This window comes from Mycobacterium sp. 4D054 (assembly GCF_052245755.1).
In the GTDB taxonomy this organism is placed as follows: domain Bacteria; phylum Actinomycetota; class Actinomycetes; order Mycobacteriales; family Mycobacteriaceae; genus Mycobacterium.
Map to the genome: position 1 here is coordinate 1 of NZ_JBQQCF010000037.1, position 25,495 is coordinate 25,495.

The following is a 25,495-nucleotide window of genomic DNA, read 5'->3' on the forward strand; positions in this document are numbered from 1 at the left end:
GGCCGGGCGGCCAGTCCTTTCAAGCCGCACCACCAGGGCCGGCTACGACCATGCAGCCTCACCCGACCCACCCGGGTCACAGCCCAACGTAACAACACGAAGTAACTGCAACTACGAACTTAAGGACGACTGTTCATGGGACGCGTTCAAGGCAAGGTCGCCTTCATCACAGGGGCGGCACGCGGTCAAGGCCGCAGCCACGCCGTACGGCTCGCCGAAGAGGGCGCCGACATCATCGCGGTCGATCTCTGCGAGAACGTCGACACCATCGGGTATCCGATGGCCACGCCCGAAGATCTGGAAGAGACCGCGGCGTTCGTCGAGAAGACCGGGCAGCGCATCGTCGCCGCGAAGGCCGACGTGCGTGATGCCGCACAGCTGAAGAAGGCCCTCGAGGACGGTATCGCCCAATTGGGCGGTGTGGACATCGTCATCGCCCAGGCCGGCATCGCCGGCATGAAGGGAACCCCGCCCATGCAGGCGTGGACCGACGTGATCAACACCAACCTGGTCGGCACCATCAACGCCATCCAGGTCGCGTTGCCGCACCTGAAGGAGGGCGCATCGATCGTGGCAACCGGCTCGACCGCGGCGCTGATGGATGCGCACAACAAGCCCAATCCGGGCAACGATCCCGGCGGCATGGCTTACATGACCTCGAAACGTCTTCTCTCGCAATACGTGCATGATCTCGCGACTGAGCTCGCCGTCCGCGGTATCCGCGCCAATGTCGTACATCCGACCAACTGCAACACCGACATGCTGCAGAGCCCGCCGATGTACAAGTCGTTCCGGCCGGACCTGGAGAACCCTACCCGGGCCGACGCCGAGCCGGTCTTCGGTGTGCAGCAGGCGATGAAGGTCAATTTCATCGAACCGGAGGACATCAGCAACGCGATCCTGTGGCTGGTGTCGGACGAGGCCAGGTACGTCACCGGAATGCAGTTGCGCGTCGACGCCGGCGGCTATCTGAAGTGGTACGACTACCACGCGTGAGCGGCACCATCGAAGTTGAGGAGGCGAGGCCGTGAAGGTTTGGGTTGATTCGGGACGGTGCCAGGGGCACACGCTGTGTTCGATGATCGCACCGGATTCCTTTGAACTCAGCGACATCGACGGTACCGCCTCGCCGGTCAACGAGATCGTCCCGGCCGACCAGGAGGACGCCGTGCGGGAGGCCGTGCAGTCCTGCCCGGAACAGGCGATCTCGATCGAAGAGTGACTGTGACCGCAGTCCTCCAGCCGGAATACACAGGGAGAGCAGACCTTTGAGTGTCGACGACGTCGTGAGCGGCACCGCCGACGACAACCGCAAGAAGAACACGTACTACTTCGACAGGCACACCCCGGAGTACCGGCTGCAGTTCGAGAAGATCACCGAGGAGATGCACGCCAAGTGCCCGATGGCGTGGTCGGAGACCTACAACGGGCACTGGGTGGCCGCCGACAGCAAGCACGTGTTCGAACTCGCACGCTGTCCTGCGGTGTCGAATCACCACGACATCTCCGGTGAGACGCCGTTCCAAGGCATCACGATCCCGAAAGCAAGTCGTGCCACTGTGGTTCGCGGGGGCATTCTGGAGATGGACGAGCCGGAGCACAGCGCCTACCGCGGTGCGCTGAACCCTTACCTGTCCCCCGCCGCGATCAAGCGCTGGGAACCGTTCATCGACGAGATCACCCGCGCCGCACTGGATGAGCACATCGAGTCGGGCCGAATCGACTTCGTCGACGATCTGGCCAATGTGGTGCCCGCGGTGTTCACCCTGGCGATGATGGGCATCCGGCTCGACAAGTGGAACGTCTACAGCGAGCCGACACACGCGTCGGTGTACACGCCCGAGCATGCGCCCGAACGCGAGAAGATCAACGAGCAGCATCGCGAGATGGGCATCGATCTCATCAACAACATGATGGAGATCCGCGAGAACCCGCGTCCGGGTCTGGTGAATGCGCTACTGCAGTTACGGATCGACGGCGAGCCGGCACCGGACATGGAGATCCTGGGCAATCTCGGGTTGATCATCGGCGGCGGGTTCGACACCACCACCGCGCTGACGGCGCACGCCCTGGATTGGCTCGGCGAGCATCCGCAGGAGAGGGAACGTCTCAGCAAGGAGCGGGCCACGCTGCTGCATCCGGCCACCGAGGAGTTCCTGCGGTTCTTCACCCCTGCCCCCGGGGACGGCCGCACCTTCTCCGAGGATGTCGAGGTCGAGGGTCACCAGTTCAAACGATATGAGCGGCTGTGGCTGTCTTGGGCGATGGCCAACCGGGACCCGTCGGTGTTCGAGCGCCCCCACGAGGTGGTGCTGGACCGCAAAGGTAACCGCCACTTCAGTTTCGGGATCGGTGTACATCGCTGCGTCGGCTCCAACGTCGCACGCACGGTATTCAAGTCGATGCTCACCGCGGTGCTGGACCGCATGCCCGATTATGTGTGCGACCCCGAGGGTACGGTGCACTACGACACCATCGGTGTCATCCAGGGCATGCGCAAGCTTCCGGCCACGTTCACCCCGGGCAAGCCGCTGGGTCCCGGCCTCGAAGAGACCCTGGTCAAGCTCCAGCGGATCTGCGACGAGCAGGAGCTCGCCCGACCGATCACCGAGCGTAAAGAAGCGGCCGTCATCGACTAATCGGCCCCGGATGTCACGCCGGAATGGTTCGATGAGTGACGGCGAAAGCTGGGAGGACAGCGATGAAGTTCCGCATGATCGCGACGATGGTTGCCGCATTGATGTCGGTGGCGACGCTTCTCGCACCGCCGTCGTCGGCAAGCTTTGCCATCGGCAACTACGACCTGCTGACCAACAGGTACACCCGCGCGTCATGGTTCTGGTTCGTGTCGCTGTGCATCCCGGAGAAGGACCCGAACTGCCTCAACGTCGCCGCGCGACCGCGGTTGGCGTACTACCAGTACTACGAGAGCAAGGTCTGGCTCGACAACGGCCGCTATACGTTCACTGTCGATGTGCCCGACGGGCTCCAGTGCCCCGGGCATGTGATGCCGACCCGCGAGACCTACTCGTGGGATGCCCAGACACTACTGGGAACCATCGACTCGAAGTACGACGTCGGGTGCTTCAACGGCCCTCCGGGCACCCAGTTCTGGACATTCGCCCTGCAGCGCTTGTAGTTCTTCTCCGCGACCGTGCGTGTCTGCGGGCGACATGCCGCACCCAACCGCAATTTCGCGCACTCTCGCCGCGTCTTACCGCAGGGAATGCCGCCGCGGCGCAGCAGTGAAACCGCAGCGCATCCGGGGCGGGCACCCCGGGCGGGGCCTCCTACCGGGGCCCGCATCGCTTACCGCCGCGGCAGCCCCAGCACCTGCTGGGCGATGATGTTGCGCTGGATCTCCGAGGTGCCGCCGGCGATCGTGCCGCCGAAGCTGCGGCAGTAGCGCTCGAACCAGCTGGCGAAGTAGTGGTCGAGGTTCAGGTGCTCATAGGGTCCCGAGGTGGCGGGGTGTACCAGCCCGTCAGGTCCGGCGGCCTCCAGGGCGAGGCCCTCGATCCGCTGTTCGGCCTCGGCGCCGAGCAGCTTCGGGATGGACACCGAGGCCACATCCACCTCGCCGCGCGCCGCCTTGGCGATCCCCACCGATCCGAGCAGGCGTAGCGCCTGGTAGTCCATGATGCTGGTGGCCAGCGCGTCGCGCTCAAGCGGGTTCTTCGGCTGGAAGTCGGCGATGCAGTTGGCGATCCGGTCGGCGAAACCCAGCCACATCATCGTGCGCTCGTGTCCCAGTGAGCCGTTGGCCACGCCCCATCCGCCGTTGAGCGGGCCGACCAGGTTCTCGACCGGGACCCGGACGTCGGTGAAAAACACCTCATTGAAGTCGAGGTTGTCGATGCCGGTCATGTCGGCGAACGGCCGGCACACCACCCCGTCGAGGTCGGTGGGGATCAGCAGCACGCTGATTCCCTTGTGCTTGGGCGCATCAGGGTCGGTGCGCACGAACGTCAGCAGGAAATCGGCGTCATGCGCCCCCGACGTCCACACCTTTTGACCGTTGACCACGAATACATCACCGTCGCGAACCGCTTTGGTGCGCAACGACGCAAGGTCGGAACCGGCGCTGGGCTCGCTCATGCCCAGCGATGCGGTGCGTTCGCCGCGCAGCACCGGGACCGCCCACTGGTGTTTCTGCTCGTCGGTGCCGAACGTCAGCAGGGAGGCGGCGATGATGTTGACGCCCTGCGGGTTGAAACTGTGGTAGATCCGGCGCCGGCACAGTTCCTCGGCGTGCACGAAGGTCTGCAGCACCGACGCGTTGCGGCCACCGAATTCGGGCGGCTGCGCAGGAAGCAGCCACCCGTTGTCGAACAACAGCCGCTGCCAGTCCCTGGCCCATTGCGGCATGTGTGAGACCGAGCGTGGACGCTCCAAAGTCTCTGCCGCAGACGGCGTGTGCTCGTCGAGGAAGGCGGAGAACTCGGCGCGGAAATCCTCCACATCGGAATCAAAGGTCAGCTGCATCAAATTCCTCCGCGATCATCGCCCGGTGCTCGGCGGCCCCGCCGAGCATCAACTCGCCCGCCTTGGCCCGCTTCAGCGCGAACTGAAGGTCGTTCTCCCATGTAAAGCCCATGGCCCCGAACAGCTGCACGCCATGCCGGAACACCAGCGACTGGCACTCGCCCGCCGACGCCTTGGCCATCGCGGCCGCCAGCCGCCGGCGCGGGTCGTCGGCGGCGATGGTCAGCGCCGCGAAGTACGACAGCGCGCGGGCTCGTTCGATCGCGACGAACATGTCGGTTGCCTTGTGCTGGACCGCCTGGAACGTGCCGATCGCGACGCCGAACTGCTGACGGCTCTTGGCGTGTTCGAGCACCAGGTCGAGGATGCGCTGGCACGCGCCGACCATCGTGATCGCCATCCCCATCAGCGCCACGTGGCGCGCGCGCTCGGTGTTGACGACCAGCCGGTCCGAATCGGAGACCTGGGCGCCGACGAACGACACCTCGGCGACGTGCAGCACGGGGTCGAACACGTCGACGCGCCGGGTGGTGACATTGACGGAGTCGGCCCGCGGATCGACACAGAAGACACCAGCGGGCGTCACCACGGCAAGCCGGTCGGCGCGGTCGCCGTCCAGAACGAAGCGGTCGGTCCCGGAGAGCACCCAGCCCCGCGCGTCGCGGTTGGCGGTGACACCCGAGTACACGGCGGTGCCCGCTCCGCTGGGGTCGTAACGGTCGCCGACGAGCGGCGCGAACTGCGTGAGGGTGGCCAGGAACGGCGTCGGGTCGGTGACCCGCCCGAGTTCTTCGAGCACGATCGCCAACTCGACCGCGTTCTCCGAATCGGTCAGCTCGGTCCATCCGGCGTCGAGGTAGCTGTTCCACAGCGGCGTCGGGTCGACACCGTTCTCTGCGATATCCCGGATCAGCGACGCCGGGCACTGTTTGGACACCGCGTCACGCACGGTCTCCTGCCACAACCTCTGATCAGCATCGAACTCAAGTAACACCCGCACGCCTCCTGACGACCGACCAGACCGGAGAATAACATTCTCGAAGATGATCCAGCCATTCTCCTGCCGCGGGTATCCATTCTCGCCCAATGTCAGCTGAGCACCCGACCAGCAACGCGTCCTACCTGCACGAATATTAAGCGGTACGCTGGAGAACAGAATTCTTGCTAATGAAGAACAACGATCTACACTGAAGCTGTTGACGGCCGCGCCCTCGGCCGCGGAAGTGAAGGACAGAATTCGGTGAAGGTTCTCAGTGACGGCTTTACCGGCGCCACGGACGCGCAGGTGAAGGTGCCCGTCATCGATGCCAGCGTGCACATCTTCTGCCAGTCCAACAAGGACCTGCGCCAGAACTTCCTGCAGGAGCCCTTTCGCAGCCGAGGTTTCCCCGACTACGAGATGGACTGGTACGGAGCGCCCGGCGGCGAATACGCCGACAGGTCAACCGGTCCGGACGGTCAGTATCCGGGTTCCGACCCGGAGGTGGTGGCAAGACATCTGTTCACCGACAGAGGTGTCGACATCGCCGTTCTGCATCCGATGACGCGCGGCATCATGCCCGACCGCCACCTCGGCACGGCGCTCGCCGCCGCACACAACGAGATGATGGTGACCCGCTGGCTGGACCATCCCCAGCTGGGCGAGAAGTTCCGCGGCACGTTGCGGGTGAACCCCGACGACGTCGCGGGCGCATTGCGCGAGATCGACAAGTATCGGAACCATCCGCGCATCGTGCAGCTGGGCATCCCGCTGCAGTCGCGCGAGCTGTACGGCAAACCGCAGTACTGGCCGCTGTGGGAGGCGGCCGTGGACGCCGGGTGGCCGGTGGCCGTCCACTTCGAGGTGGGGTCGGGGATTCAACTTCCGCCCACCCCGTCCGGCGTCACCCGCACCTACGAGCAGTTCGTGGGCTTCACCGCGCTGAATTTCCTGTACCACCTGATGAACATGATCGCCGAGGGGGTGTTCGAGAGGATGCCGGCGCTCAAGTTCGTCTGGGCCGACGGCGCCGCCGACCTGCTGACCCCGTTCATCTGGCGGATGGACTGCTTCGGCCGCCCGCACCTGGAGCAGACGCCCTGGGCGCCGCGGATGCCCAGCGACTACCTGCCCGGCCACGTCTATTTCGTGCAGGGCGCGTTGGACGGGCCCGGAGACGTCGACTTCGCCGGCGAATGGGCCGGTTTCACCGGCAAGGACGACATGGTGATGTACGGGTCGAGTTATCCGCACTGGCAGCTCAACGAGTTGTCGGTGCCCGGCGCCTACACCCCCGAGCAGCGCGACAAGCTGTGCTGGCGAAACGCCGCGCAGTTGTACGGCATCGAAAGTGCCGACATTGCCTCCGTCACGGCGACGGCTGCGGCACAGTAGAGGTTTGAGAGGAGCGCACCATGACCGTCACCGCGAACCCCCGGGTACCTGCGGCCGAGCGCATCGCCGTTCGGTGCGTCGACTCCGACGTCCACCCGTCCCCCCGGCGTGGAGAACTGGTCGATTACATCCCGGAGCCGTGGCGCAGCAAGTACTTCCTGACCCGCAAGGTGGGCGACCAGATTTACTACGACGCACCCGACTACGCGCACTCGTATGCGATGCGCGTCGACGCCTTCCCGTCCGATGGCGAATTCGCCTGTAGCGACCCCGATCTGGCGTTCAAGCAGCTGATCATGGAAGCCGGGGCAGACCTCGCGATCCTCGAGCCCGCGGCCTACCCCGCCCGACTTCCCGAGGCAGAGCATGCGATGGCATACGCGCTCAACGACTGGCAGGCCAACCACTGGCTGGACAGCCACAACAACTGGCACGAGCGCTGGCGCGGCTCCATTTGCGTCGCGATCCAGCAACCCGAGGAGAGCGTCGCCGAGATCGAACGCTGGGCCGGACACCCCTACATGGCGCAGATCCTGATCAAGGCCGAGCCGCGCCCCTCGTGGGGCAACCCGAAGTACGACCCGATCTGGGCCGCGGCAACCAAGCACGACATCACGGTGAGCTGCCACCTGTCGCGCAGCCACTACGACGAGCTGCCGATGCCGCCGGTCGGTATGCCCAGCTACAACCACGACTTCATGGTCACGTACTCGCTGCTGGCGGCCAACCAGGTGATGAGCCTGATCTTCGACGGCACCTTCGATCGCCATCCCAACCTGCGCATCGTGTTCGTCGAGCACGCGTTCACCTGGATCCTGCCGCTGATGTGGCGCATGGACGCGCTCTACAAGGCCCGCAAGTCGTGGCTGGACATCAAGCGCAAGCCGAGCGAGTACGTCAAGGACCACATCAAGTTCACCACCCAGCCGCTGGACTACCCCGAGGACAAGACTGAGCTCAGCCGGGCTTTCGAGTGGATGGAGTGCGAGAAGATCCTGCTGTTCTCCAGCGACTACCCGCACTGGACGTTCGACGACCCGCGCTGGCTGGTCAAGCACCTGCCCGAGCATGCCCGGGAGGCCGTGATGTTCAAGAACGGCATCGAGACGTACAAGTTGCCGGACACCGTGCCTGCGCTCGAGGGCCAGGTACGGGTTTTCTGAGGACATGGACAAGGACAAGACGCCCCGGTTGGCGCAGGGGCGCGAGCACGTCGTTGCCACAGTGGACGAAATCCCGCCGGGCACACACAAATTGGTGCCCATCGGCCGGCACGGTGTCGGCGTCTACAACGTCAACGGCACGTTCTACGCGATCGCCAACTACTGCCCGCACGAAGGCGGCCCGCTGTGTTCGGGCCGCGCCAGGGGACGCAACATCGTCGACGAGACCGTTCCCGGTGACGCGGTGATGGTCCGCGACATGGAGTACATCTTCTGCCCGTGGCACCAGTGGGGGTTCGAACTCGCGACCGGGACCACCGCGGTCAAGCCCGAGTGGAGTATCCGCACCTATCCCGTCCGGGTCGTCGGCAACGACGTCCTGGTACAGGCCTAGAACCCACTCGAGCCCCTGAAATCGGAGAGAAGTTGCCCAACAAGTCAATCGAGATCAACGGCGGCAACGTCGTCTACGAAATCCTCGGCAAATCGGGGGATTTCATCGTCCTGACCCCGGGCGGCCGGTTCAGCAAGGACATTCCCGGCCTCAAGCCGCTGGCCAAGAAACTGGTCGAGGGCGGCTACCGGGTGCTGTTGTGGGACCGGCCGAACTGCGGGCAGTCCGACGTCCAGTTCTACGGCCAGAGCGAATCGCACATGCGCGCCGAGACGCTGGCCCAGTTGATCACCAAGCTCGAGATCGGGCCGTGCATCATCGCAGGCGGATCCGGCGGGGCCCGCGACTCGATGCTGACCACGATGCTCCACCCCGAACTCGTCACCAAGCTGGTGGTGTGGAACATCGTCGGCGGCGTCTACGGCTCGTTCGTGCTGGGGTCCTACTACATCGTGCCAAGCATCCTGGCCGTCCGCGGAGCGGGGATGGAGGCGGTGGCGAAGGTCGCCGAATGGCAGGAGCGCATCGCGGAGAACCCGGACAACGAGGCCCGGATTCTGGCCCAGGACCCCGATGCGTTTCTCAAGCTGATGTTGCGCTGGCTCAACGCGTTCGTGCCCAAGCCCGGCCAGACCATCCCCGGCGTCGAGGACGAGATGTTCGACAACATCACCGTGCCCACGCTGATCATCCGCGGCGGTGAGAACGACCTCGACCATCCGAAGCGGACCTCGCTGGAGATCAGCTGCCTGATCAAGAACTCGACCCTGATCGACCCCCCGTGGCCCGAGGATGCGTGGGAGCGCGCGGGTGAGGCGCGTGCCTCGGGGAAAGTCAAGCGGTTCAACATGTTCGACACGTGGGTGCAGGCGGCGCCGGCGATTCTGGACTTCCTGAGGCGCTGATGGCTGCCGTGCTGCACTCCCCCGTCTCAGCTCTCCGCTCAGCCGGTCACGACGATACGGACCTCGCAGTTGGTGGACGCCTCCAGCGCCGTGTGGATGCGACTCTCCGGGATGCGCTGCAAGTCGGCCTTGGCCAGGGTCACCGTGATGATGTCCCAACCGGCGTCGCCTGCCGCCCGCTCGACCACGCCGGTGAGTCCGAAGCCCGCGAGCACGCCGTACGCATCGTCGTCGGTGCCGTGGCTGACGAACGTCAACACGCCGAGCACCGGGTCGGTCGGAAACGCTTTGGCGCACAGCCCGATACCCGCGGACTGCAGGGCCTCCGGGTCGTCGCCGCGCATCAGCAGCTCGACCTCCCGACGCTTGGGCGGCAGCGCGGCGAGGTTGTTGTCGATCAGCTCGGCCCCCGCCTCGGCAGCCAGCCGCCCCAGTTCGGCCATACCGGTCGCCAGCTGGTCGGCGGTCAGCTCGCCGGCCAGGTCCACGCCGACGCGTACCACCGCTGTTCGCATGCACGGAAGGGTAGCCGGAAATGAGTACGGCGATGAACACCGAACTGACCGTCGCGGCATGGCCCGGGATGACACCGCGACTGCTCCGGTCCGAACCAGGCACCGAATCGGCGGCGCAGTACCGTGATGCGGGGGGTTACCTGCCGTTGGCCGACGTCGACGCGCTGCACGACGCGATCGCGCATGCGGGCGTGTTGGGACGCGGTGGTGCGGCCTTTCCCGTGGCGGTGAAGCTGTCCACCGTGCGCCAGGCTGCCCAGCGCGGTGCCGACACCGTGCTGGTGGCCAACGGCGAAGAGGGCGAACCGGCTTCGGTCAAGGATCGCTGGTTGCTGCGGCACCGGCCGCATTTGGTGCTCGACGGCTTGCGGCTGGCGGCCCGGATCGTCGGCGCCCGCCACGCGCACGTGTACATCTCGGACGAGCGGGCCGCTGCCGCCGTACGCACAGCGCTCGACGAGTTGACCGCCGACGCGCTCGACGGGGTCACCGTCAGCATGCTCAGGGTCGATCCGGCGTATGTCGCAGGCGAGGAGACCGCGGCGGTGCGCGCCATCAACGGTGGGCCGGCGAAACCGACCGACAAGCCGCCGCGCCCCTACGAAGAAGGGGTGGGGGGCCTGCCCACCGTGGTCAGCAATGTCGAGACGTTGGCCAATCTGCCCTATGTCCACCGGCGTGGTGCACCCGCCTACCGGGAGCTGGGCACCGATCGTTCACCCGGGACGTTCCTGGCGACCCTCACCGGCGGCGGCCGCGCCCCGGGCCTCTACGAAGTCCCGTTCGGTGTGTCGGTCGCGGAACTGGTTGCGTTGCACGGGGTCGACGCCGGACGGGTCCGCGGCGCGCTGATGGGCGGGTACTTCGCCGGACTGCTGGACCGGCGTGTCCTGGACGGTGCGCTGGACCACGACTCGCTGCGCAGCGCGGGCAGCGGGCTGGGATGCGGCGCGGTGTCGCTGATCACCGACGAATGCCCTGTGGCGGTCGGTGCGTCGGTGCTGGCCTACTACGACCACGAGAACGCCGGCCAGTGCGGTTCCTGCTTCAATGGCACCGCGGCGATGGCCGCCGCGGCCACCGCCCTGCGGGACGGGATCGCCGGCGCCGACGATTTGGCCCGCCTGCAGCGGTGGTCGGTCGTCCTGCGGGGCCGCGGTGCGTGCGCCACCCTGGATGCCGCCTGCAACATCGCTGCGAGCCTGCTCGCCATGTTCCCCGACGACGTCGCACGTCATCTGAACGCAGAGTGCGCGCAGTGCAGCGCAGGCGCTTTCACTGCCACGCGCCCATTCGAAGTGGAGTCATCGTGACCGACAAGATGCGGATCAAGCTCGACCGCACGCTCTGTGACGGCTTCGGGATCTGCGCCAAGCATGCCCCGGGATACTTCTCGCTGGACGATTGGGGATACGCCGTTCTCGTCGGCGACGGCAACATTCCGGACGAGGACAGGGACGCCGTGCAGCGCGCGCTGCTGGACTGCCCGGTCCACGCCATCTTGGAGATCGGTGAGCGCCGGCCGGATGAAACTCCGATGCAGCCCCTTCGGGAGCCCGACCTGGAGAACCTGAAGACCGAGGACAACGAGGCCGAATGGGGGTTTTCCCGATGAGCGCTTGCGCGAAGAAAGATGGGAAGCGATGAGCCGACTTCCACTGCCGCAGTTGACATTCGACAACGAGTTCTTCTGGACATCGGGCGCCGACGGGGTGCTGCGCATCCAGGAGTGCGGAGACTGCAAAGCGTTGATCCATCCACCGCAGCCGGTGTGCCGCTACTGCCGCAGCCACAACATGGGCCCTCGCGAGGTGTCCGGCCGCGCCGTGTTGTCGGCGTTCACCGTCAACCACCGGTTCTCCATCCCGGGGCTTCCTGCCCCGTATGTGGTGGCGCAGGTGGCGATCGAGGAGGACCCGCGGGTTCGCCTGACCACCAACATCGTCGACTGCGACCCCGACGAACTCGAGTTGGGCCGCGTCGTCGAGGTGGTCTTCGAGCAGAACGACGACGTGTGGTTGCCGCTGTTCCGGCCGACCCCCGAGCCGGAGACGGCGCCCCTGCCCGACGACGAGATCGCGCCGCAGGACTTCCCGAAATTCGTCCGGCCGATGCTGACGACCGAGAAGTTCGAGGACGCGGCCGCGATCACCGGCATCGGCGCCTCGAAGATGGGGCGGCGCCTGATGGTGTCGCCGTTGTCGCTGACCCTGCAGGCGTGTGAAGCGGCGATCGCCGACGCCGGGCTGACCCTGGCCGACATCGACGGGCTGTCCACCTATCCGGCGATGGACGCGATGGGCATGGGCGAAGGCGGCGTCACCGCGCTGGAGGGGGCGCTGGGCATCCGGCCGACCTGGATCAACGGCGGCATGGACACCTTCGGCCCCGGAGGATCGGTGATCGCGGCGGTCATGGCGGTCGCGACGGGGATGGCCCGGCACGTGCTGTGTTTCCGCACGCTGTGGGAGGCCACGTTCAACCAGCTGATGAAGGAAGGCAAGGTCTCACCGCCGGGTGGCGCCAGGGTGAACAACTGGCAGGCGCCGTTCGGCGCCACCTCGGCAGCTCACACACTGGCGCTCAATGCGCAGCGGCACTTTCACCGCTACGGCACCACGAAGGAGACCCTCGGCTGGATCGCGCTGAACCAGCGCGCCAACGCGGCGCTCAACCCGACCGCCATCTATCGCGACCCGATGACGATGCAGGACTACCTCAACGCACGGCTGATCACCACCCCGTTCGGCCTCTACGACTGCGATGTGCCGTGTGACGGTGCCGTCGCGGTCGTCGTCTCCGCCGTCGACGCCGCCGCCGACGCCCCCAAGACGCCGGTGTACTTCGAGGCGGTCGGCACCCAGATCATCGAGCGCACCGACTGGGATCAGACGACGCTCACCCACGAGCCGCAGGTGCTCGGGCAGGCCGCGCACCTCTGGACACGGACATCGCTGCGGCCTGGCGATGTCGACGTCGCCGAGCTGTACGACGGGTTCACGTTCAACTGCCTGTCCTGGCTGGAGGCGCTGGGATTCTGCGGTATCGGGGAGTCCAAGGACTTCCTCGACGGCGGCACCGCGATCGCCCGGGACGGGGTGATCCCGCTCAACACCCACGGCGGCCAGCTGTCCCATGGCCGTACGCACGGCATGGGCCTGGTCCACGAGGCCGTGTCTCAGCTGAGGGGCGAGGCAGGCGACCGGCAGGTCGCCGATGCCCGGGTGGCCGTCGTGAGCAGCGGCGGGCTGACGCCGAGCGGTGTCATGCTGCTGCGGACCGGTACCTGACCGTGGCTCCACGTCCACGGGTCGTCCTGATAGACGGGATCCCGATGTCGGCTCTCGTCGCGCAGGCGCCGGATCCCCGCGCGGTGATCGTCGCCGTGCACGGAGGCGCGACCTCTTCGGCGTACTTCGACTGCCCCGGCCACCCGGAGCTGTCGCTGTTACAGCACGCTGCCGCCGCCGGTTTCACCGCGCTCGCGTTGGACCGCCCCGGTTACGGCACCTCGGCGGTCTATGCCCGCGAGTTCACCGATCCGGCCCGCCGGGTCGCCGCCACTTCCGCCGCGGTGGACAAGATTCTCACCGGGACCGGTTGCGGCGCCGGGGTGTTCGTGCTCGGGCACTCGGCAGGCTGTGAGCTCGCGCTGCGGCTTGCGACCACTCGCGACGACGTCCTCGGCGTCGAGTTGTCCGGCACCGGCCTGCGGTACAGCGACGCGGCCAAGGACATCATCGCCTCGGCGACGGTGACGAACCGGCCCGCCGGCCTGCGCGATCTGCTGTGGGAACCGGCTGACCTCTACCCCGCCGAGGTGCTCACCGGCGCACTGTCCTCGCCCGGGGTGGCCTACGAGGGAGAGGTGACGGCGCACTGGGCCCGACGGGATTTTCCCGCGATCGCCGCCGAGGTGCGCGTGCCCGTGCAGTTCAGCATCGCCGAGCACGAGAAGGTCTGGCAGACCGATTCGCAGGCTGTCGCGGCCATTACTGAATTGTTCGCCGCCGCGCCGCGGGTGAAGGTCAACGAGATGCCGGGCAGCGGGCACAACCTGTCCGTCGGGCTGACCGCCGGCGAGTATCACCGAAAAGTGTTGTCGTTCATCGAAGAGTGCATCGCGGACATACAGGACCGCGATCGAGATCACGTGGAGGCGAGCTGATGCGGGTCGGATTCATCGGGCTGGGCAGCCAGGGAGGTCCCATGGCGCGTCGGATCGCCGAGGGAGGGTTCGAGACGACACTGTGGGCACGGCGGCCCGCCAGCCTGCAACCGTATGCCGACACGCCCGCCAGGACGGTCGCCACGCCGGCCGACCTCGGCGCCGCCAGCGACCTGGTGTGCCTGTGTGTGGTGGGTGACGACGACGTCCGCGAGGTGCTCTACGGGGATACCGGCGTGCTGGCCGGGCTCGCCGAGGGCGGGATCATCGCGATCCACAGCACCGTCCATCCCGACACGTGCCGCGAGATCGCGGACAAGGCAGCCGCGCAGGGTGTTTCGGTGATCGACGCCCCGGTCAGCGGTGGCGGGCCCGCGGTCGAGCAGGGCACGCTGCTGGTCATGGTGGGCGGTGACGAAGACGTCGCCGAGCGGTGCCGGCCGGTGTTCGCGACGTACGCCGACCCGATCGTGCACCTGGGTCCGCTCGGCAGCGGTCAGAACACCAAGATCCTCAACAACCTGCTGTTCAGTGCGAACCTGGGGAGCGCCGTGAGCACCCTGGAGCTCGGTGAGTCACTGGGTATCCCCCGCGACAAGCTCGTCGAGGTGCTCAATCGGGGTTCGGCGACGAGCAAGGCGGTGGGCAGCATCTCGGTGTTCGGTGGCACCCTCGACGGGTTGGCGCCGATCGCCGGGGCGCTGCTGCAGAAGGACGTCAGGCACGCCGCCAGCCTGGCGGCGGCGGCAAAAGCGCCGGAGGGAGCGGTGTTCACGGCGGCCGACGCGGCGCTGGAGGCAATGGATCACCGGCGATGAGCGCTTGCGCCGCGACGAGCGGTCGAGCGAAGAGCGGAGAGCCGCGATGAGCACCGTCGGATTCGTCGGCGCGGGCCGCATGGGCGCTCCGATGGTCGAGCGGCTGGTCCAGGCCGGCCACGCCGTGCGGGTGCTGGGCAGGACACCCCAAAAACGTGCCGACATCGAGGAGTTGGGCGCTTCGCCGGTGGCCGGGGTGACGGCGTTGGCCGAGGACGCCGACGTGGTTGTGGTGTGCGTGTTCACCGACGAGCAGGTGCGCGAGGTGTGCGTGGACGACGGCCTGCTCGCCGCCATGCCGGCGGGTTCGGTGCTGGTCGTCCACACCACTGGGAGCCCGACCACCGCCGGGCTGCTGGCCGCCCGGGCGCCTGAGGTCGCCGTGGTGGACGCACCGGTCAGCGGCGGCCCTCACGACATCGCCGCCGGACACATCACGCTCTTCGTGGGCGGTGAGGACGCGGCCGTGGAGCGGGCGCGCTCTGTACTCGCCGCGTACGGTGACCCGATCCTGCATATGGGCGGGCTCGGCGCCGGCCAGTGGATGAAACTGATCAACAACACGCTGTTCGCGGCGCAGCTCGGAATGCTGAGTGAGGCAGCAGCGTTCGCCGCGCGGGTGGGTGTCGACGAGACCGCGTTGCTCGACGCGCTCGGCCACGGCAGCGGCGCCAGCCGCGCCGCCGAGATCGTCGGCACTCGCGGGTCGGTGCGGTCGTTCATCGACTCGGTCGGCGAGTTCCTCGGCAAGGACGTCGCGGTGGTGCGTGAGGTCGCGGCAGAAACCGGAGCGGACCTGGGGGCGCTTGAGGGGCTCCTCGACACCGTCGTGGCCACGCCGAGCGGTGGCAGACCACGCCGATAGCAAAGCCGCAGAATCCTGTGCTGGATCACAGCAACTGTTAGCGTTACGGTTGAGACACTTCCCGTAAAGCTTCCGGCCTCCAGCCCGCCGTGAAGGAGGAACACCCCATGACCGCTCCTGAACTCCGTTTCGACCCGGTCTCTCAGGACTATTTCGACAACCCGTACGAGATCTACCGCAGGATGCGGGACGAGGCGCCGCTCTACTACGACGCCGAAGGCGATTTCTACGCACTGACCCGCCATGCTGACGTCGCGGCCGCGCTCAAGGATCACGAGTCGTTCTCGTCGGCTCGCGGATGCGATCTCGCGATGGTGCGCTCGGAAGAGGGTCCGGTGAAGTCGATAATTTTCATGGACCCGCCGGAGCATCGCCACATGCGGAGCCTGCTGAACAAGGCGTTCACTCCCCGAGCCATTCAGTCTCAGCGGGACACCATCATCGAGCTCGTCGAGCACTACCTGTCCCAGGTCGATCCCGACAATTTCGACGTCGTGCAGGACTTCTCCGGGCCGTTCCCCGTCGAGGTGATCACCCGGATGGCCGGAGTTCCCGAGGAGTTCCGGCAACAGGTTCGGCACTGGATCGACAAGGGTCTCGAGCGCAAACCCGGCCAGCTCGAATGGTCCGACGAGAACATGCAGGCCAACATCGACTCGGGTGTCTACTACTACGGCCTGGTTCAGGAACGGCGGCAGAACCCGCAGGACGACATGATCAGCCGCCTTATCGAGGCGGAGATCCCCGGCGAGAACGGGCAGATGCGCAAGCTCGACGACATCGAGATCACCGGTTTCACCACGCTGCTCGGCGGGGCCGGCGCGGAGACCGTCACCAAGCTGGTCGGCAGCGCCGTTGTGGAGTTCGCCCGCCACCCCGAACAGTGGCAGATGTTGCTCGACAACCGCAGTCTGGTACCGGACGCGGTCGAGGAGCTGCTGCGCTACGTCGGGCCCGTGCAGTACAACGTCCGCTACACCGTCAAGGAAGCCCACGTCCCCAGCGGCACCATCCCCGCGCACAAGCCGGTGTTCCTGATGAAGGCGGCGGCCAACCGTGACCCGCGCGCGTTCGACGACGCCGAGACCTTCGACATCACCCGCGACCGCACGCAGGCGCAGAACCTCGGTCTGGGCTATGGCATCCACAGCTGCCTCGGCGCCGCGCTGGCCCGGCTGGAGACGACGATCGCGCTCGAGCATCTGCTTGATTTCATGCCCCGGTTCGAGGTTGATTTCGACGGACTGGAGAAGGTGCACATGCAGAACGTCGCCGGGTACCACCACGTGCCGGTGCGGGTGTTGAGGTGAGGGCCTGCGCGACGAGGAGGACACTTCAGTGACTCAGAAGATTGTCGTCGACTTCGGCCTCTGCGAGAGCAACGGGGTGTGCATGGGCATCATCCCGGAGGTGTTCGATCTCGACGAGGACGACTATCTGCACGTCCTACAGGATGAGGTGACGCCCGAGAACGAGCACGGCGTCAGGGAATCCGTCCGGCAGTGCCCACGGCAAGCGATTTCGATACAGGACGTATGACCGCTACCGAGCTCGTCTTCGACCCGTTCTCCGAGGAGTTCTTCAACGGCCCGTGGGAGATCTATCGGCGGCTACGCACCGAAGCGCCGGTGTACTACAACCCCGAGTACGACTTCTACGCGCTGTCCCGGCATGCCGACGTCGCCGCGGCGTTCAAGGACTACGAGACATTCTCGTCGGCCTACGGTCTCGATCTGGCGATGGTGAAATCCGGCGAGCCGCTGCCGATGAAGATGATCATCTTGATGGACCCACCGGAGCATCGCCAGATGCGCAGCCTGGTCAACAAGGTCTTCACACCCCGCCAGATCGCGAATCTCAAACCCATGGTCATCGAGACCATCGACCGGTGCTTCTCGTCGGCCGACCCGGACCGCTTCGACGTGGTACAGGATTTCGCGGCGTTCTTCCCGGTCGAGGTGATCACCCAGATGCTGGGTGTGCCGGCCGAGAGCAGGCAACAGGTACGCCAGTGGGTGGACACCTCGCTGCACCGTGAGCCGGGCCAGATCGAGATGTCCTCGGAGGGTCAGGAGGCCATCGCGCAGGCGATGGGGCTGTACTACAAACTGATCCAACAACGGCGTGCCGAACCGCAGGACGACATGTTCACCCGCTTGGTGCAGGCCGAGATCGAACGTGAGGACGGTCAGAAGGAACGCCTGGACGACTTCGAGATCGCAGGATTCGCAACGCTTCTGGGCGGCGCCGGTGCCGAGACCGTGACCAAGCTGATCGGCAACGCCGCTGTGATCTTCGCCCAGAACCCGGACCAGTGGCAGAAGCTGCTCGACGACCGCGGCAAGATCCCGGCCGCGGTCGAGGAACTGCTGCGGTACGAGGCGCCGGCGCAGTACAACGTGCGGCGCTCGATGAAGGAGGTCACGCTGCACGGTGTGACCATCCCGGCGGGCAAACCGGTGTTCCTGCTTGGCGGTTCGGCCAACCGCGATCCGGAGGCCTTCACCGACGCGGACACGTTCGACATCGACCGCGACCGCACCGAGGCGCAGAACCTCGGCTTCGGCTACGGGGTGCACAGCTGCCTCGGCGCCGCGCTGGCGCGGATGGAGAGCGCGATCGCGTTGGAACGGTTGCTGGACTTCATGCCCCGCTACGAGGTGCTGTGGGACCAGTGCCGGCGGGTGGCGATGCAGAACGTGGCGGGCTGGTCGCACGTGCCCGTCCGGGTACTCAGGTAGCCCGATGCGATTCGTTCTTGTGCACGGCGGCTTTCACGCTGCATGGTGCTGGGAACGCACCGCCGTCGAGCTGAGGCAGATGGGCCACGACGCGGTCGCCGTCGACACCACCGCGAGCGTGCGTGTCTGCGGGCGACACACCGCTGCGGACAAGCATTTCGCGCACGCTCGGCGGCGGTGTTAGCACGCCGAGCGTGCATCAGAAGCAGATCAGATGCAGGTCAGATACCGGCGACGATGACGCCGTTGCAGTCGGCGGCAGCCTGCCGCAGTTTCGCCGCGGCCTGATATTCGTCGGAGTAGTACCACTCCTTGGCCGCTTCCACGGATTCGAACTCCAGGAGCACGGTCTGGGTGCCGTGCCACTGTCCCTCAAGAACTTCGGCAGGCGGCCCGAACGCCAGCACCTTGGCATTGGCCATCGTCTGGCTGGCGAGCTTGCCGTACTCGGCCATGCCGGCCGGGTCCTTGATGTCCTCGGTGATGATCACATAGCCCTTGGCCACAGTTGAATGCTCCTGCTCTTCAGTCGATTTCGCGTATTGCTCGTTCGGGACAGTTGTCGATGGCCTCGCGGGCAGCCGTTTCCAGGCCGGCGGGCACCGTCTCGGGATCGGCGACAGCCCAGCCGTCGTCCGTCATCTGAAAGACGTCAGGGCACAGCGTCAGGCACATTCCGTGGCCGGCGCAGCGATCTTCGTCGACCGTCACCTTCATCGGACGTCGAACTCCAGGTGCAGTTCGGTGAGCCCTCGCAGGATGTAGGTCGGGATGTACTCGTAGCGCCGGTTGCCGGCCGGGCCGTGCTTACTCTCCGAGATACGGATGTCGGTGGTGCGGTCCAGAAGTCGCTCCAGACCGACGCGGGTCTCGGCGCGGGCCAGCGGCGCCCCCGGGCAGCTGTGGATTCCCCGGCCGAAGGCAAGGTGCTGGCGCGCGTTCTTGCGCTCGGGGTCGAAGGTGTCGGGGTCCTCGAACCGGCGCGGATCCCGGTTGGCGGCGCCGTTGATGACCATCACGGTGCACCCCGCTCCCAGCGGCTGGTCGCCGACGGTGGTGGGAACCCGTGACAACCGGAAATCCCCCTTCACCGGGCTTTCGATGCGCAGGCACTCCTCGATGAAGTTCGGCAGCAGACTGCGGTCGGCGCGCAGCCTCTCCTGGATGTCGGGCCGGTCGCCCATCACCTTCAACGCCGTGCTCAGCAGCCGCACCGTGGTCTCCTGCCCTGCAGAGAACACGTTCGTGGCCACGCGCACCACGTCGCCGACCTCGGGCAGGGTGCCGTCCGGGAACGTCGCCGTGGCCAGTCCGGTGAGCACGTCGTCCCGGGGTTCGGCGCGTCGGTCCTCGACATAGGTCGCGAAGACCTCGTAGAGATACTCCAGCGGCGTTTTGGTCAGCGTCTTCTCGGCGTTGCCGAGCCCGCCGCCGTGGGTGCCCTTGGCGAGCCGTTCGAGCAGTTCCGGTCGGTCCTCGTCGGGGACACCGAGCAGGTCGGCGATCACCCGCAGCGTGAACGGAGCGGCGAAGCCCTTGATGAACTCGCCTTCACCGGGCGTCAGGTAGTCATCGAGGATGTCATCGGCGAGCTGCCACATCGCGTCTTCGTTCTCTTTGAGACGCTTGGGTGTGATCAGGCGCATCAGCAGCGCGCGGTGGTTGGTGTGCGTCGGCGGGTCCAGCGTGGGCAGCTGGTCGCTGAACGGGATCTCGTCGCGATGCTCGACGATCAGGTCGGTGATGTCGTCCATGCCCTCGGTCGATACCGGGAACCCCGGGAACGGGCCGGTCACCGAGATGCAGGACGAGAACGTCTCCGAGTCGTTGTAGACGTCGACGGCCTCCTGCCAACCAGTGACCATCGTGACGCCGTAGTGGTCTTCCCGGGCGACCGGGCATTTGTTGCGCAGTGCTTCGTAGAACGTGTACGGGTCGTCCGTCAGGCGGCTGTCCCTGAAGAAGTCGACCGTGGTGAGGTCTTCGGCCATGCTCGCTCCGTTCGACGGTCTCTCGCTGCGAGAACGTGATTCTCATTCTTGCGTATCAGGTTTTCATACCGGCCGCGTGGCGTCAACGAGGACTCCTGTCAAAGCCCCTCCGGCTGTATGCCCAGGACGTTCACTGCCGTGCCGAGCAGTTGGTAGCAACCGACGGTGAAGATCAGGTCCATGACCTGCCGCTCGTCGAACTGTTCACGTAGCTCCGACCAGGTTTCGTCGCTGAGCGCGTTGGTCGCGTCGAGTTCGTCGACGACGCGCACGAGCAGCCGGTCGGCCGGGTGGGCGGGCTCGCCCGCGGCGATCGAGTGGATCTCGGCCGCAGTCAGGCCGGCGCGCAGGGCGATGGGCACGTGGTGGTCCCAGAGGTAGTCCGAGCGACGGACGTGCACGGCGCGCAGCAGGGCCACTTCCCGCTCGCGGGGCGACAGCGCCGAACCCACCAGAAGGTGCGCGTTGAATGTTAGATAGGCCCGGGTCAACGCCGGGTGGTGGACGAGCGTGCCGAGCACATTGCCCGCGTCGCGGAGGTTGGCTCGCTCGGCTGGGAGCAACGGGCGCAACGAATCTCGGGCCCTGTCGTCCCACTGGTCCTCAGGCAGCGGCGCCACCCGCGGCACATGGAGATCGGCCATAGGATCGGCCATCGACTACTGGATCGGCTCGTCGCCGAGGACCGTGGTTCGCAGCATCTCTCTCGGCGAGTCGGGGTCGTACGGCGCAGCGCGGTGCAGCACGCCGTTGTTGTCCCAGATCACGGTGTCGCCGACGGACCAGCGGTGGCTGTACACCAGCTCGGGGCGGGTGGCGCGGTCGAGCAGGTCGGCCAGCAGCGCCTGCCCCTCGTCGCGGTCCATACCGACCACGTAGTGCGCCGACGCGCCCAGCACCAGCGACTTGCGGCCACCACGGTGCGTCCACACCAGCGGATGCTCGTGGGTGGGACGGGAGCGCCAGCGCGTGAGCTCTTCGGGCGTCGGGTTCGGGTTGACCCGGCTCTGCGAGGCTTCCAGCGAGTGGACGACTCTCAACCGCGAGAAGCGCTCCTTCTCGTCGTCGGTGAACGCCTCATAGGCCGCGTACGAATTGGCGAACTCGGTCTCGCCGCCGCGCTCGGCGACCTGGACGGCCGACAGCACCGTGGCCTTTTGCGGGCACTCGTCGTTGGTTGGAGTGCAGCCGTCGATGTGCCAGTCGAAGGTGGCGCGCAGGTAGGCGGCCGACTTGTTCTTCGACTTGTCCAAAGTGATCGGGTAGATGCCGGGAACGGGGTGGTGACCGTCGGAGGAGTGGTCGACGGCACCGAGCCGGCGGCTGAACGTGACCTGCGCCTCCGGATCGAGTCCGAGATCCGGGAAGACCAGCACCCCGTTGTCCTCGAGTGCGTCCAGCACCGCCGCACCCAGTGAGTCGTCCGAGGCGAGCCGGTCAGGATCCACGCCGAGGACTTCGGCACCGACCGAGGGTGTCAGCTTGTTGACCGTCAGCAAAGTCATGGGCGTCCTGTCCGTTGCGGAGATGGGTCTGTCACGGCACCGGTGCGCTGACGCGGTCGATCACGGCGTCGGCGGAATCGGCGGGTTTCTGAGTGCCGAAGACCTCGACGGCCATCGACACCATGATCATCGAGTAGACGAGGTGCAGCAGGTTGAGCACGTCGTCGGGCAGCTCGTCGAGCGGGAACTTGTCGCAGTAGTCGATGGCTTCCTCGAAGCGCGGCGAGAACGCGTCGTAGAACGCGTGAATCTCCGGCATCGGTGTGCTGAGGCGGGGCTCCCACCGTTCGGGTTCGGTTGCCAGGCACCACTTCTCGGCGAACGGTTCATACTCGGCGAACGGGTCGGGTAGGCGCGCCATGGTCACACCCCCACCGCGTCGCGTTCGGCTTTGTATCGCTTCACCCAGTCGACAGCGACATGGTGGAGGTGACGGACCAGGATCTCCTGATCATTGAGCGGGTAGTCGTCGACTACCGGCTCGTTCAGGCCGTACTCCAGTGCCGCCTGGGTGCCGCCGAGCATCCCGGCGTCCTGCAACGCGAATTCCTTCAGCACGACGGACGCGACCTCGTGCTCGATCCGTTCGCGCACGGTGCGGGCCGGGTGGAACGCGTTGTAGGCCTCAAACTTGTGCGTATTGTGCGACGTCGGCCAGTACCGGTACAGCAGGTACCAGCCGTGGTAGATCAGGATTTCCAGGTTCGGGAAGATCTGGAAATTGGTGATGCCCCACGGCTCGATGCCGCCCGGGTTCAGCCCGGCCGACTGATGGGTCTCCGGGGTCCGCCACGGTCCCACCAACCCACTGCGCGTGGCCCTTTCGACGGGGTACATGTACTCGGGTGCGAGCAGCCATCGGCGGGTGCCGGCCGTCGACACGAGACGGTGCGGCCCGTCGATCTGGAAGTGCCCGCACTCGAAAGTCGCGTTCGGCTGGCGCACCTCGGTCGGCACCTGCTGCGAATGCAGTGACGGCACGTGGTAGTACTCCTGGAACGCGTCGGCGAAAATCTTCCAGTTGCTGTTGTTGTGCGCGACGAAGTCGTAACGCTCGGTCATCAATTCGAACGGATAGTCGTCCAGCGCGGTGATCATCGGGCCCAGAAACTCGCGCAGCGTCTGACGGGGCTCCGGATCGAAGTTGATGAAGATGAAGCCGTTCCACACGTCGCAATGCACGGGTTTGAGGCCGTACTTCGTGGTGTCGAGGTCGAAGAACTCGCCGGGCTGCTGGACGAATTTCAGTTCGCCGTCGAGACCGTAGCGCCACCCGTGGTACTTGCACGTGAACTGGCGGCACGCGCCCTTGACCTCTTCGCTCGGGAAGTCGTTCCACACCAACTTGTTTCCACGGTGCCGGCACAGATTGTAGAAGGCGCGGATCTGCTCGTCGCGGCCTTTGACCACGATGACCGACGTCTTCGCCGCGTCGATGTCCTTGGTCAGATAGCTTCCGATACGCGGCAGTTCCTCGACGCGGCCGACATTCAACCACGCCCGCTTGAACACCGCCTCGCGCTCCAGTTCGTAGAACTCCGGCGAGATCGAGTCGCGGAACGACACCGGTCCGGTACCGAGCTCTGGATAGTGTTCCGTCCAGCTGCCCTCAGCGGGCTTGGGCCACTTGGCCATTCGAACCCCTCCCCCTTGTCGTCGTGCCGCGAATGTCTATCGCCTTGCGCATGTCGGCGGTAGTGCGCCTGGCCGTCGTCATCCCATCACCGCCCCGCCGTTGACACCGAGGGTCTGGCCGGTGATGAACCCGGCCTCCTCCGAGCACAGGAACCCTACGGCGGCCGCGATGTCGTCGCCGGTGCCGAGGTGGCCGACTGGAATGCTGGCCGCCATCTGCTCGTTGGGCGGCAGGAACCCGGCCGCCTGGGACTGACGTTGCATGGGCGTCTCGATGCCCGATGGCGGGACGTTGTTCACCGTGATTCCCAGCGGTCCGTACTCCCGCGCCAGCGAACGGGTGAACGAGATCAGCGCCCCCTTGGACGCCGCGTAGTGCGCCATGCCCGGTGAGCCGCGCTGCGCGCTGGACGACGAGATCATCACGATGCGACCCCAGCGGGCGTCGAGCATGTCCGGGATTGCCAACTGCGCACAGTGGAAGGTGCCGTTGAGGTTCACGTCGATCAGGCGCTGCCACGATTCGGGCGTGATCTGCAGGAACGGCGCGAAGTCGACGAGGCCCGCGCTGGTCACCAGGATGTGCACCGGCCCAAGTTCGGTGCGTACCTTGGCGAAGGCCTCCTCGAGGGCCGCACGGTCGGTCACGTCGACCGCGATACCGAGCGCGGTGACGCCGTCGGCGCGTAGCTCCTCGGCAACCCGCTGTGCCGCTTCGCCGTTGAGGTCCAGCACGGCCACCTTGTGCCCTCGCCGGCCCAGCTCATGGCAGGTCGATTCGCCCATGCCGGAAGCACCGCCGGTCACGACCGCTACGCGCGTCATCGTCTGCATCTCATCGATACGCTCCTACTCATAGATCACGTGGACTGTGCGGCTGGTCGGCAGAGCCTGACACGTCACCACCCAGCCCTCCTCGACCTCGTCCTCATCGAGTGCGTCGTTGTTCAACATCCGCGCACTGCCCTCGACCACCTTGGCCATACAGGTTCCGCAGGAGCCGGTTTCGCAGGACGCGGGCGCCTTCAGCCCCTTCTGCCGTGCGGTCTGCAGCAGTGTGTCACCTTGCCGGTAGGCCGCGACGGTCTTTCGGCGGTCCAGTTCGATGACGACTTCCTCGCACACCTGCGCGGTGTCGTCGGTGACGCCGGGCGGCACCTCGGCCAGCGTGAAACGCTCGAGATGCAGGCGTTGCTTCGGCACACCGGCGCCGAGCAGGGCCGTCTCGACGGTGTCCATGAACGGGGCGGGCCCGCAGATGTAGAAGTCCGCATCACCGACACCAGCCACGAACGACCCGACGGTCGAGGCCGTGAGCACGCCGCTGTCCTCGTCGTAGTGGTGTTCGATCGTTATCCGTCCGGCGTGCTGTTCGGCCAGGCGCGCCAGCGGTTCGGAGAAGATGACCGACTCGCGGCTACGGTTGGCGTAGAGCAGTCTGATCGGCCGCCCGGAATCGGCGAGCGCACTGCGCACCAGAGACATGATCGGCGTGATCCCGCTGCCGCCGGCGAACGCGACCAATGGCCTCGTGTTCGAAACTTCCTCGGCCAGAACGAATCTGCCCGCAGGCGGTGCGGCGTGCAGCGCGTCACCCTCTGCGGCGGTGTCGTTGATCCAGTTCGACACCACCCCGCCCGGGTCACGCTTGACGGTGATGCGCAACTCGTCGTCGACCGGCGCCGACGACATCGAGTAGCACCGGCGCAGGTCGCGCCCTCCGACGGTGACCTGCAGCGTCAGGAACTGGCCCGCCTTGTAGCGGAAGCGGTGCGAGCAGTGCTCCGGCACGTCGAGTACCAGCGACACGGTATCGCTGGTTTCGCGCACCACGCGCATGATGCGCAGTGGCGCAAACCCTGCGGAATCCCCGACTGTCAGTTCCTCAGCCATCCACGCCAGGATATCAAGTACTTGTCATTAATCTCAAGTGCTT

General features: G+C 66.3%; 29 protein-coding genes and 1 pseudogene. 18 read left to right on the forward strand and 12 right to left on the reverse strand.

Annotation, left to right across the window (positions count from 1 at the left end):
• Positions 1-135: 135 nt before the first annotated feature.
• The 4 genes from ACTWP6_RS22315 (at position 136) to ACTWP6_RS22330 (ending at position 3,139) form a co-directional block, all read left to right on the forward strand.
• Entirely contained in the window at positions 136-996 is an 861-nt protein-coding gene (locus ACTWP6_RS22315) for a mycofactocin-coupled SDR family oxidoreductase (RefSeq protein WP_443188796.1), read from the forward strand.
• A gap of 31 nt (positions 997-1,027) precedes the next feature.
• On the forward strand, positions 1,028-1,222 hold the full coding sequence (locus ACTWP6_RS22320) for a ferredoxin (protein WP_443188797.1): 195 nt from the start codon (positions 1,028-1,030) through the stop codon (positions 1,220-1,222).
• 46 nt (positions 1,223-1,268) lie between these two features.
• Entirely contained in the window at positions 1,269-2,639 is a 1,371-nt protein-coding gene (locus ACTWP6_RS22325) for a cytochrome P450 (protein WP_443188798.1), read from the forward strand.
• Between the two features lie 62 nt (positions 2,640-2,701).
• Positions 2,702-3,139, forward strand: coding sequence for a hypothetical protein (locus tag ACTWP6_RS22330; protein ID WP_260754461.1), 438 nt, complete (start codon positions 2,702-2,704; stop codon positions 3,137-3,139).
• Between the two features lie 170 nt (positions 3,140-3,309).
• On the opposite strand, the gene ACTWP6_RS22335 is transcribed toward ACTWP6_RS22330, so the two are convergent.
• The gene (locus tag ACTWP6_RS22335; RefSeq protein WP_443188799.1) at positions 3,310-4,485 is read right to left on the reverse strand and encodes an acyl-CoA dehydrogenase family protein; all 1,176 of its coding nucleotides are present in this window, start codon (positions 4,483-4,485) and stop codon (positions 3,310-3,312) included.
• Positions 4,469-5,479, reverse strand: a complete 1,011-nt coding sequence (locus ACTWP6_RS22340; RefSeq protein WP_443188831.1) for an acyl-CoA dehydrogenase family protein — start codon at positions 5,477-5,479, stop codon at positions 4,469-4,471. The genes ACTWP6_RS22335 and ACTWP6_RS22340 overlap by 17 nt, the downstream gene beginning before the upstream one ends.
• Before the next feature lie 246 nt (positions 5,480-5,725).
• Here ACTWP6_RS22340 and ACTWP6_RS22345 point away from each other — a divergent pair, with 246 nt between their 5' ends.
• Genes ACTWP6_RS22345 through ACTWP6_RS22360 form a run of 4 tightly spaced genes read left to right on the forward strand, consistent with a single transcriptional unit; the run spans position 5,726 to position 9,321 of the window.
• Positions 5,726-6,859: an amidohydrolase family protein gene (locus ACTWP6_RS22345; protein WP_443188800.1), complete on the forward strand. Its 1,134-nt coding sequence runs from the start codon at positions 5,726-5,728 to the stop codon at positions 6,857-6,859.
• Positions 6,860-6,879: 20 nt separating this feature from the next.
• Positions 6,880-8,022: an amidohydrolase family protein gene (locus tag ACTWP6_RS22350; protein ID WP_260754464.1), complete on the forward strand. Its 1,143-nt coding sequence runs from the start codon at positions 6,880-6,882 to the stop codon at positions 8,020-8,022.
• A gap of 4 nt (positions 8,023-8,026) precedes the next feature.
• Positions 8,027-8,416: a Rieske (2Fe-2S) protein gene (locus tag ACTWP6_RS22355; protein ID WP_260754465.1), complete on the forward strand. Its 390-nt coding sequence runs from the start codon at positions 8,027-8,029 to the stop codon at positions 8,414-8,416.
• A 32-nt stretch (positions 8,417-8,448) separates the two neighbouring features.
• Positions 8,449-9,321: an alpha/beta fold hydrolase gene (locus ACTWP6_RS22360; protein ID WP_260754466.1), complete on the forward strand. Its 873-nt coding sequence runs from the start codon at positions 8,449-8,451 to the stop codon at positions 9,319-9,321.
• Positions 9,322-9,359: 38 nt separating this feature from the next.
• Here ACTWP6_RS22360 and ACTWP6_RS22365 read toward each other — a convergent pair whose 3' ends face one another.
• Positions 9,360-9,836: a hypothetical protein gene (locus ACTWP6_RS22365; protein ID WP_260754467.1), complete on the reverse strand. Its 477-nt coding sequence runs from the start codon at positions 9,834-9,836 to the stop codon at positions 9,360-9,362.
• Between the two features lie 20 nt (positions 9,837-9,856).
• On the opposite strand from ACTWP6_RS22365, the gene ACTWP6_RS22370 reads away from it, so the two are divergent.
• The 10 genes and pseudogenes from ACTWP6_RS22370 to ACTWP6_RS22415 all read left to right on the forward strand — a co-directional run.
• Positions 9,857-11,149, forward strand: coding sequence for an NADH-ubiquinone oxidoreductase-F iron-sulfur binding region domain-containing protein (locus tag ACTWP6_RS22370; RefSeq protein WP_260754468.1), 1,293 nt, complete (start codon positions 9,857-9,859; stop codon positions 11,147-11,149).
• A gap of 8 nt (positions 11,150-11,157) precedes the next feature.
• Positions 11,158-11,451, forward strand: coding sequence for a ferredoxin (locus tag ACTWP6_RS22375; RefSeq protein WP_260758202.1), 294 nt, complete (start codon positions 11,158-11,160; stop codon positions 11,449-11,451).
• 28 nt (positions 11,452-11,479) lie between these two features.
• A complete protein-coding gene (locus ACTWP6_RS22380; RefSeq protein ID WP_260754469.1) occupies positions 11,480-13,126 on the forward strand; it encodes a thiolase C-terminal domain-containing protein in 1,647 nt (548 codons plus the stop codon).
• A 44-nt stretch (positions 13,127-13,170) separates the two neighbouring features.
• On the forward strand, positions 13,171-14,004 hold the full coding sequence (locus tag ACTWP6_RS22385; RefSeq protein WP_443188801.1) for an alpha/beta hydrolase: 834 nt from the start codon (positions 13,171-13,173) through the stop codon (positions 14,002-14,004).
• Positions 14,004-14,822: an NAD(P)-dependent oxidoreductase gene (locus tag ACTWP6_RS22390; protein WP_260754471.1), complete on the forward strand. Its 819-nt coding sequence runs from the start codon at positions 14,004-14,006 to the stop codon at positions 14,820-14,822. The genes ACTWP6_RS22385 and ACTWP6_RS22390 overlap by 1 nt, the downstream gene beginning before the upstream one ends.
• Before the next feature lie 4 nt (positions 14,823-14,826).
• Positions 14,827-15,687: an NAD(P)-dependent oxidoreductase gene (locus ACTWP6_RS22395; RefSeq protein ID WP_260754473.1), complete on the forward strand. Its 861-nt coding sequence runs from the start codon at positions 14,827-14,829 to the stop codon at positions 15,685-15,687.
• Between the two features lie 107 nt (positions 15,688-15,794).
• Entirely contained in the window at positions 15,795-16,997 is a 1,203-nt protein-coding gene (locus tag ACTWP6_RS22400; protein ID WP_443188802.1) for a cytochrome P450, read from the forward strand.
• A gap of 28 nt (positions 16,998-17,025) precedes the next feature.
• Complete coding sequence (locus ACTWP6_RS22405) at positions 17,026-17,226, forward strand: ferredoxin (protein ID WP_260754477.1); 201 nt, start codon at positions 17,026-17,028, stop codon at positions 17,224-17,226.
• Entirely contained in the window at positions 17,223-18,428 is a 1,206-nt protein-coding gene (locus ACTWP6_RS22410) for a cytochrome P450 (RefSeq protein WP_260754481.1), read from the forward strand. The genes ACTWP6_RS22405 and ACTWP6_RS22410 overlap by 4 nt, the downstream gene beginning before the upstream one ends.
• A gap of 4 nt (positions 18,429-18,432) precedes the next feature.
• Positions 18,433-18,534: pseudogene (locus ACTWP6_RS22415) on the forward strand (alpha/beta fold hydrolase); the annotation flags it as partial.
• A 115-nt stretch (positions 18,535-18,649) separates the two neighbouring features.
• On the opposite strand, the gene ACTWP6_RS22420 reads toward ACTWP6_RS22415, so the two are convergent.
• The 9 genes from ACTWP6_RS22420 to ACTWP6_RS22460 all read right to left on the reverse strand — a co-directional run bounded on the left by ACTWP6_RS22420 (position 18,650) and on the right by ACTWP6_RS22460 (position 25,452).
• Positions 18,650-18,934, reverse strand: coding sequence for a DUF1330 domain-containing protein (locus tag ACTWP6_RS22420; RefSeq protein WP_260754482.1), 285 nt, complete (start codon positions 18,932-18,934; stop codon positions 18,650-18,652).
• Positions 18,935-18,953: 19 nt separating this feature from the next.
• Positions 18,954-19,145, reverse strand: coding sequence for a ferredoxin (locus ACTWP6_RS22425; RefSeq protein WP_260754483.1), 192 nt, complete (start codon positions 19,143-19,145; stop codon positions 18,954-18,956).
• On the reverse strand, positions 19,142-20,419 hold the full coding sequence (locus ACTWP6_RS22430; RefSeq protein WP_260754484.1) for a cytochrome P450: 1,278 nt from the start codon (positions 20,417-20,419) through the stop codon (positions 19,142-19,144). Before ACTWP6_RS22430 ends, ACTWP6_RS22425 begins: the two co-directional genes overlap by 4 nt.
• A gap of 98 nt (positions 20,420-20,517) precedes the next feature.
• Positions 20,518-21,075, reverse strand: coding sequence for a carboxymuconolactone decarboxylase family protein (locus tag ACTWP6_RS22435; protein ID WP_443188803.1), 558 nt, complete (start codon positions 21,073-21,075; stop codon positions 20,518-20,520).
• Between the two features lie 3 nt (positions 21,076-21,078).
• On the reverse strand, positions 21,079-21,924 hold the full coding sequence (locus ACTWP6_RS22440; RefSeq protein ID WP_443188804.1) for a TauD/TfdA dioxygenase family protein: 846 nt from the start codon (positions 21,922-21,924) through the stop codon (positions 21,079-21,081).
• Between the two features lie 31 nt (positions 21,925-21,955).
• Positions 21,956-22,285: a hypothetical protein gene (locus ACTWP6_RS22445; RefSeq protein ID WP_443188805.1), complete on the reverse strand. Its 330-nt coding sequence runs from the start codon at positions 22,283-22,285 to the stop codon at positions 21,956-21,958.
• Between the two features lie 2 nt (positions 22,286-22,287).
• Entirely contained in the window at positions 22,288-23,559 is a 1,272-nt protein-coding gene (locus ACTWP6_RS22450) for an aromatic ring-hydroxylating oxygenase subunit alpha (RefSeq protein WP_443188806.1), read from the reverse strand.
• A 78-nt stretch (positions 23,560-23,637) separates the two neighbouring features.
• Positions 23,638-24,384 carry an SDR family NAD(P)-dependent oxidoreductase gene (locus ACTWP6_RS22455; RefSeq protein WP_443188807.1) on the reverse strand — a complete coding sequence of 249 codons (747 nt, stop codon included), beginning with the start codon at positions 24,382-24,384 and terminating at the stop codon, positions 23,638-23,640.
• A 24-nt stretch (positions 24,385-24,408) separates the two neighbouring features.
• Positions 24,409-25,452 carry a 2Fe-2S iron-sulfur cluster-binding protein gene (locus ACTWP6_RS22460; protein WP_443188808.1) on the reverse strand — a complete coding sequence of 348 codons (1,044 nt, stop codon included), beginning with the start codon at positions 25,450-25,452 and terminating at the stop codon, positions 24,409-24,411.
• Positions 25,453-25,495: the final 43 nt, after the last annotated feature.

Coding starts and splice junctions, on each gene's coding strand:
- ACTWP6_RS22315 (WP_443188796.1), top strand. CDS start 136: ATGGGACGCGTTCAAGGCAAGGTCGCCTTCATCACAGGGGCGGCACGC.
- ACTWP6_RS22330 (WP_260754461.1), top strand. CDS start 2,702: ATGAAGTTCCGCATGATCGCGACGATGGTTGCCGCATTGATGTCGGTG.
- ACTWP6_RS22335 (WP_443188799.1), bottom strand. CDS start 4,485: ATGCAGCTGACCTTTGATTCCGATGTGGAGGATTTCCGCGCCGAGTTC.
- ACTWP6_RS22350 (WP_260754464.1), top strand. CDS start 6,880: ATGACCGTCACCGCGAACCCCCGGGTACCTGCGGCCGAGCGCATCGCC.
- ACTWP6_RS22355 (WP_260754465.1), top strand. CDS start 8,027: ATGGACAAGGACAAGACGCCCCGGTTGGCGCAGGGGCGCGAGCACGTC.
- ACTWP6_RS22365 (WP_260754467.1), bottom strand. CDS start 9,836: ATGCGAACAGCGGTGGTACGCGTCGGCGTGGACCTGGCCGGCGAGCTG.
- ACTWP6_RS22370 (WP_260754468.1), top strand. CDS start 9,857: ATGAGTACGGCGATGAACACCGAACTGACCGTCGCGGCATGGCCCGGG.
- ACTWP6_RS22375 (WP_260758202.1), top strand. CDS start 11,158: ATGCGGATCAAGCTCGACCGCACGCTCTGTGACGGCTTCGGGATCTGC.
- ACTWP6_RS22380 (WP_260754469.1), top strand. CDS start 11,480: ATGAGCCGACTTCCACTGCCGCAGTTGACATTCGACAACGAGTTCTTC.
- ACTWP6_RS22385 (WP_443188801.1), top strand. CDS start 13,171: ATGTCGGCTCTCGTCGCGCAGGCGCCGGATCCCCGCGCGGTGATCGTC.
- ACTWP6_RS22390 (WP_260754471.1), top strand. CDS start 14,004: ATGCGGGTCGGATTCATCGGGCTGGGCAGCCAGGGAGGTCCCATGGCG.
- ACTWP6_RS22400 (WP_443188802.1), top strand. CDS start 15,795: ATGACCGCTCCTGAACTCCGTTTCGACCCGGTCTCTCAGGACTATTTC.
- ACTWP6_RS22410 (WP_260754481.1), top strand. CDS start 17,223: ATGACCGCTACCGAGCTCGTCTTCGACCCGTTCTCCGAGGAGTTCTTC.
- ACTWP6_RS22425 (WP_260754483.1), bottom strand. CDS start 19,145: ATGAAGGTGACGGTCGACGAAGATCGCTGCGCCGGCCACGGAATGTGC.
- ACTWP6_RS22430 (WP_260754484.1), bottom strand. CDS start 20,419: ATGGCCGAAGACCTCACCACGGTCGACTTCTTCAGGGACAGCCGCCTG.
- ACTWP6_RS22435 (WP_443188803.1), bottom strand. CDS start 21,075: ATGGCCGATCCTATGGCCGATCTCCATGTGCCGCGGGTGGCGCCGCTG.
- ACTWP6_RS22440 (WP_443188804.1), bottom strand. CDS start 21,924: ATGACTTTGCTGACGGTCAACAAGCTGACACCCTCGGTCGGTGCCGAA.
- ACTWP6_RS22445 (WP_443188805.1), bottom strand. CDS start 22,285: ATGGCGCGCCTACCCGACCCGTTCGCCGAGTATGAACCGTTCGCCGAG.
- ACTWP6_RS22450 (WP_443188806.1), bottom strand. CDS start 23,559: ATGGCCAAGTGGCCCAAGCCCGCTGAGGGCAGCTGGACGGAACACTAT.
- ACTWP6_RS22455 (WP_443188807.1), bottom strand. CDS start 24,384: ATGACGCGCGTAGCGGTCGTGACCGGCGGTGCTTCCGGCATGGGCGAA.
- ACTWP6_RS22460 (WP_443188808.1), bottom strand. CDS start 25,452: ATGGCTGAGGAACTGACAGTCGGGGATTCCGCAGGGTTTGCGCCACTG.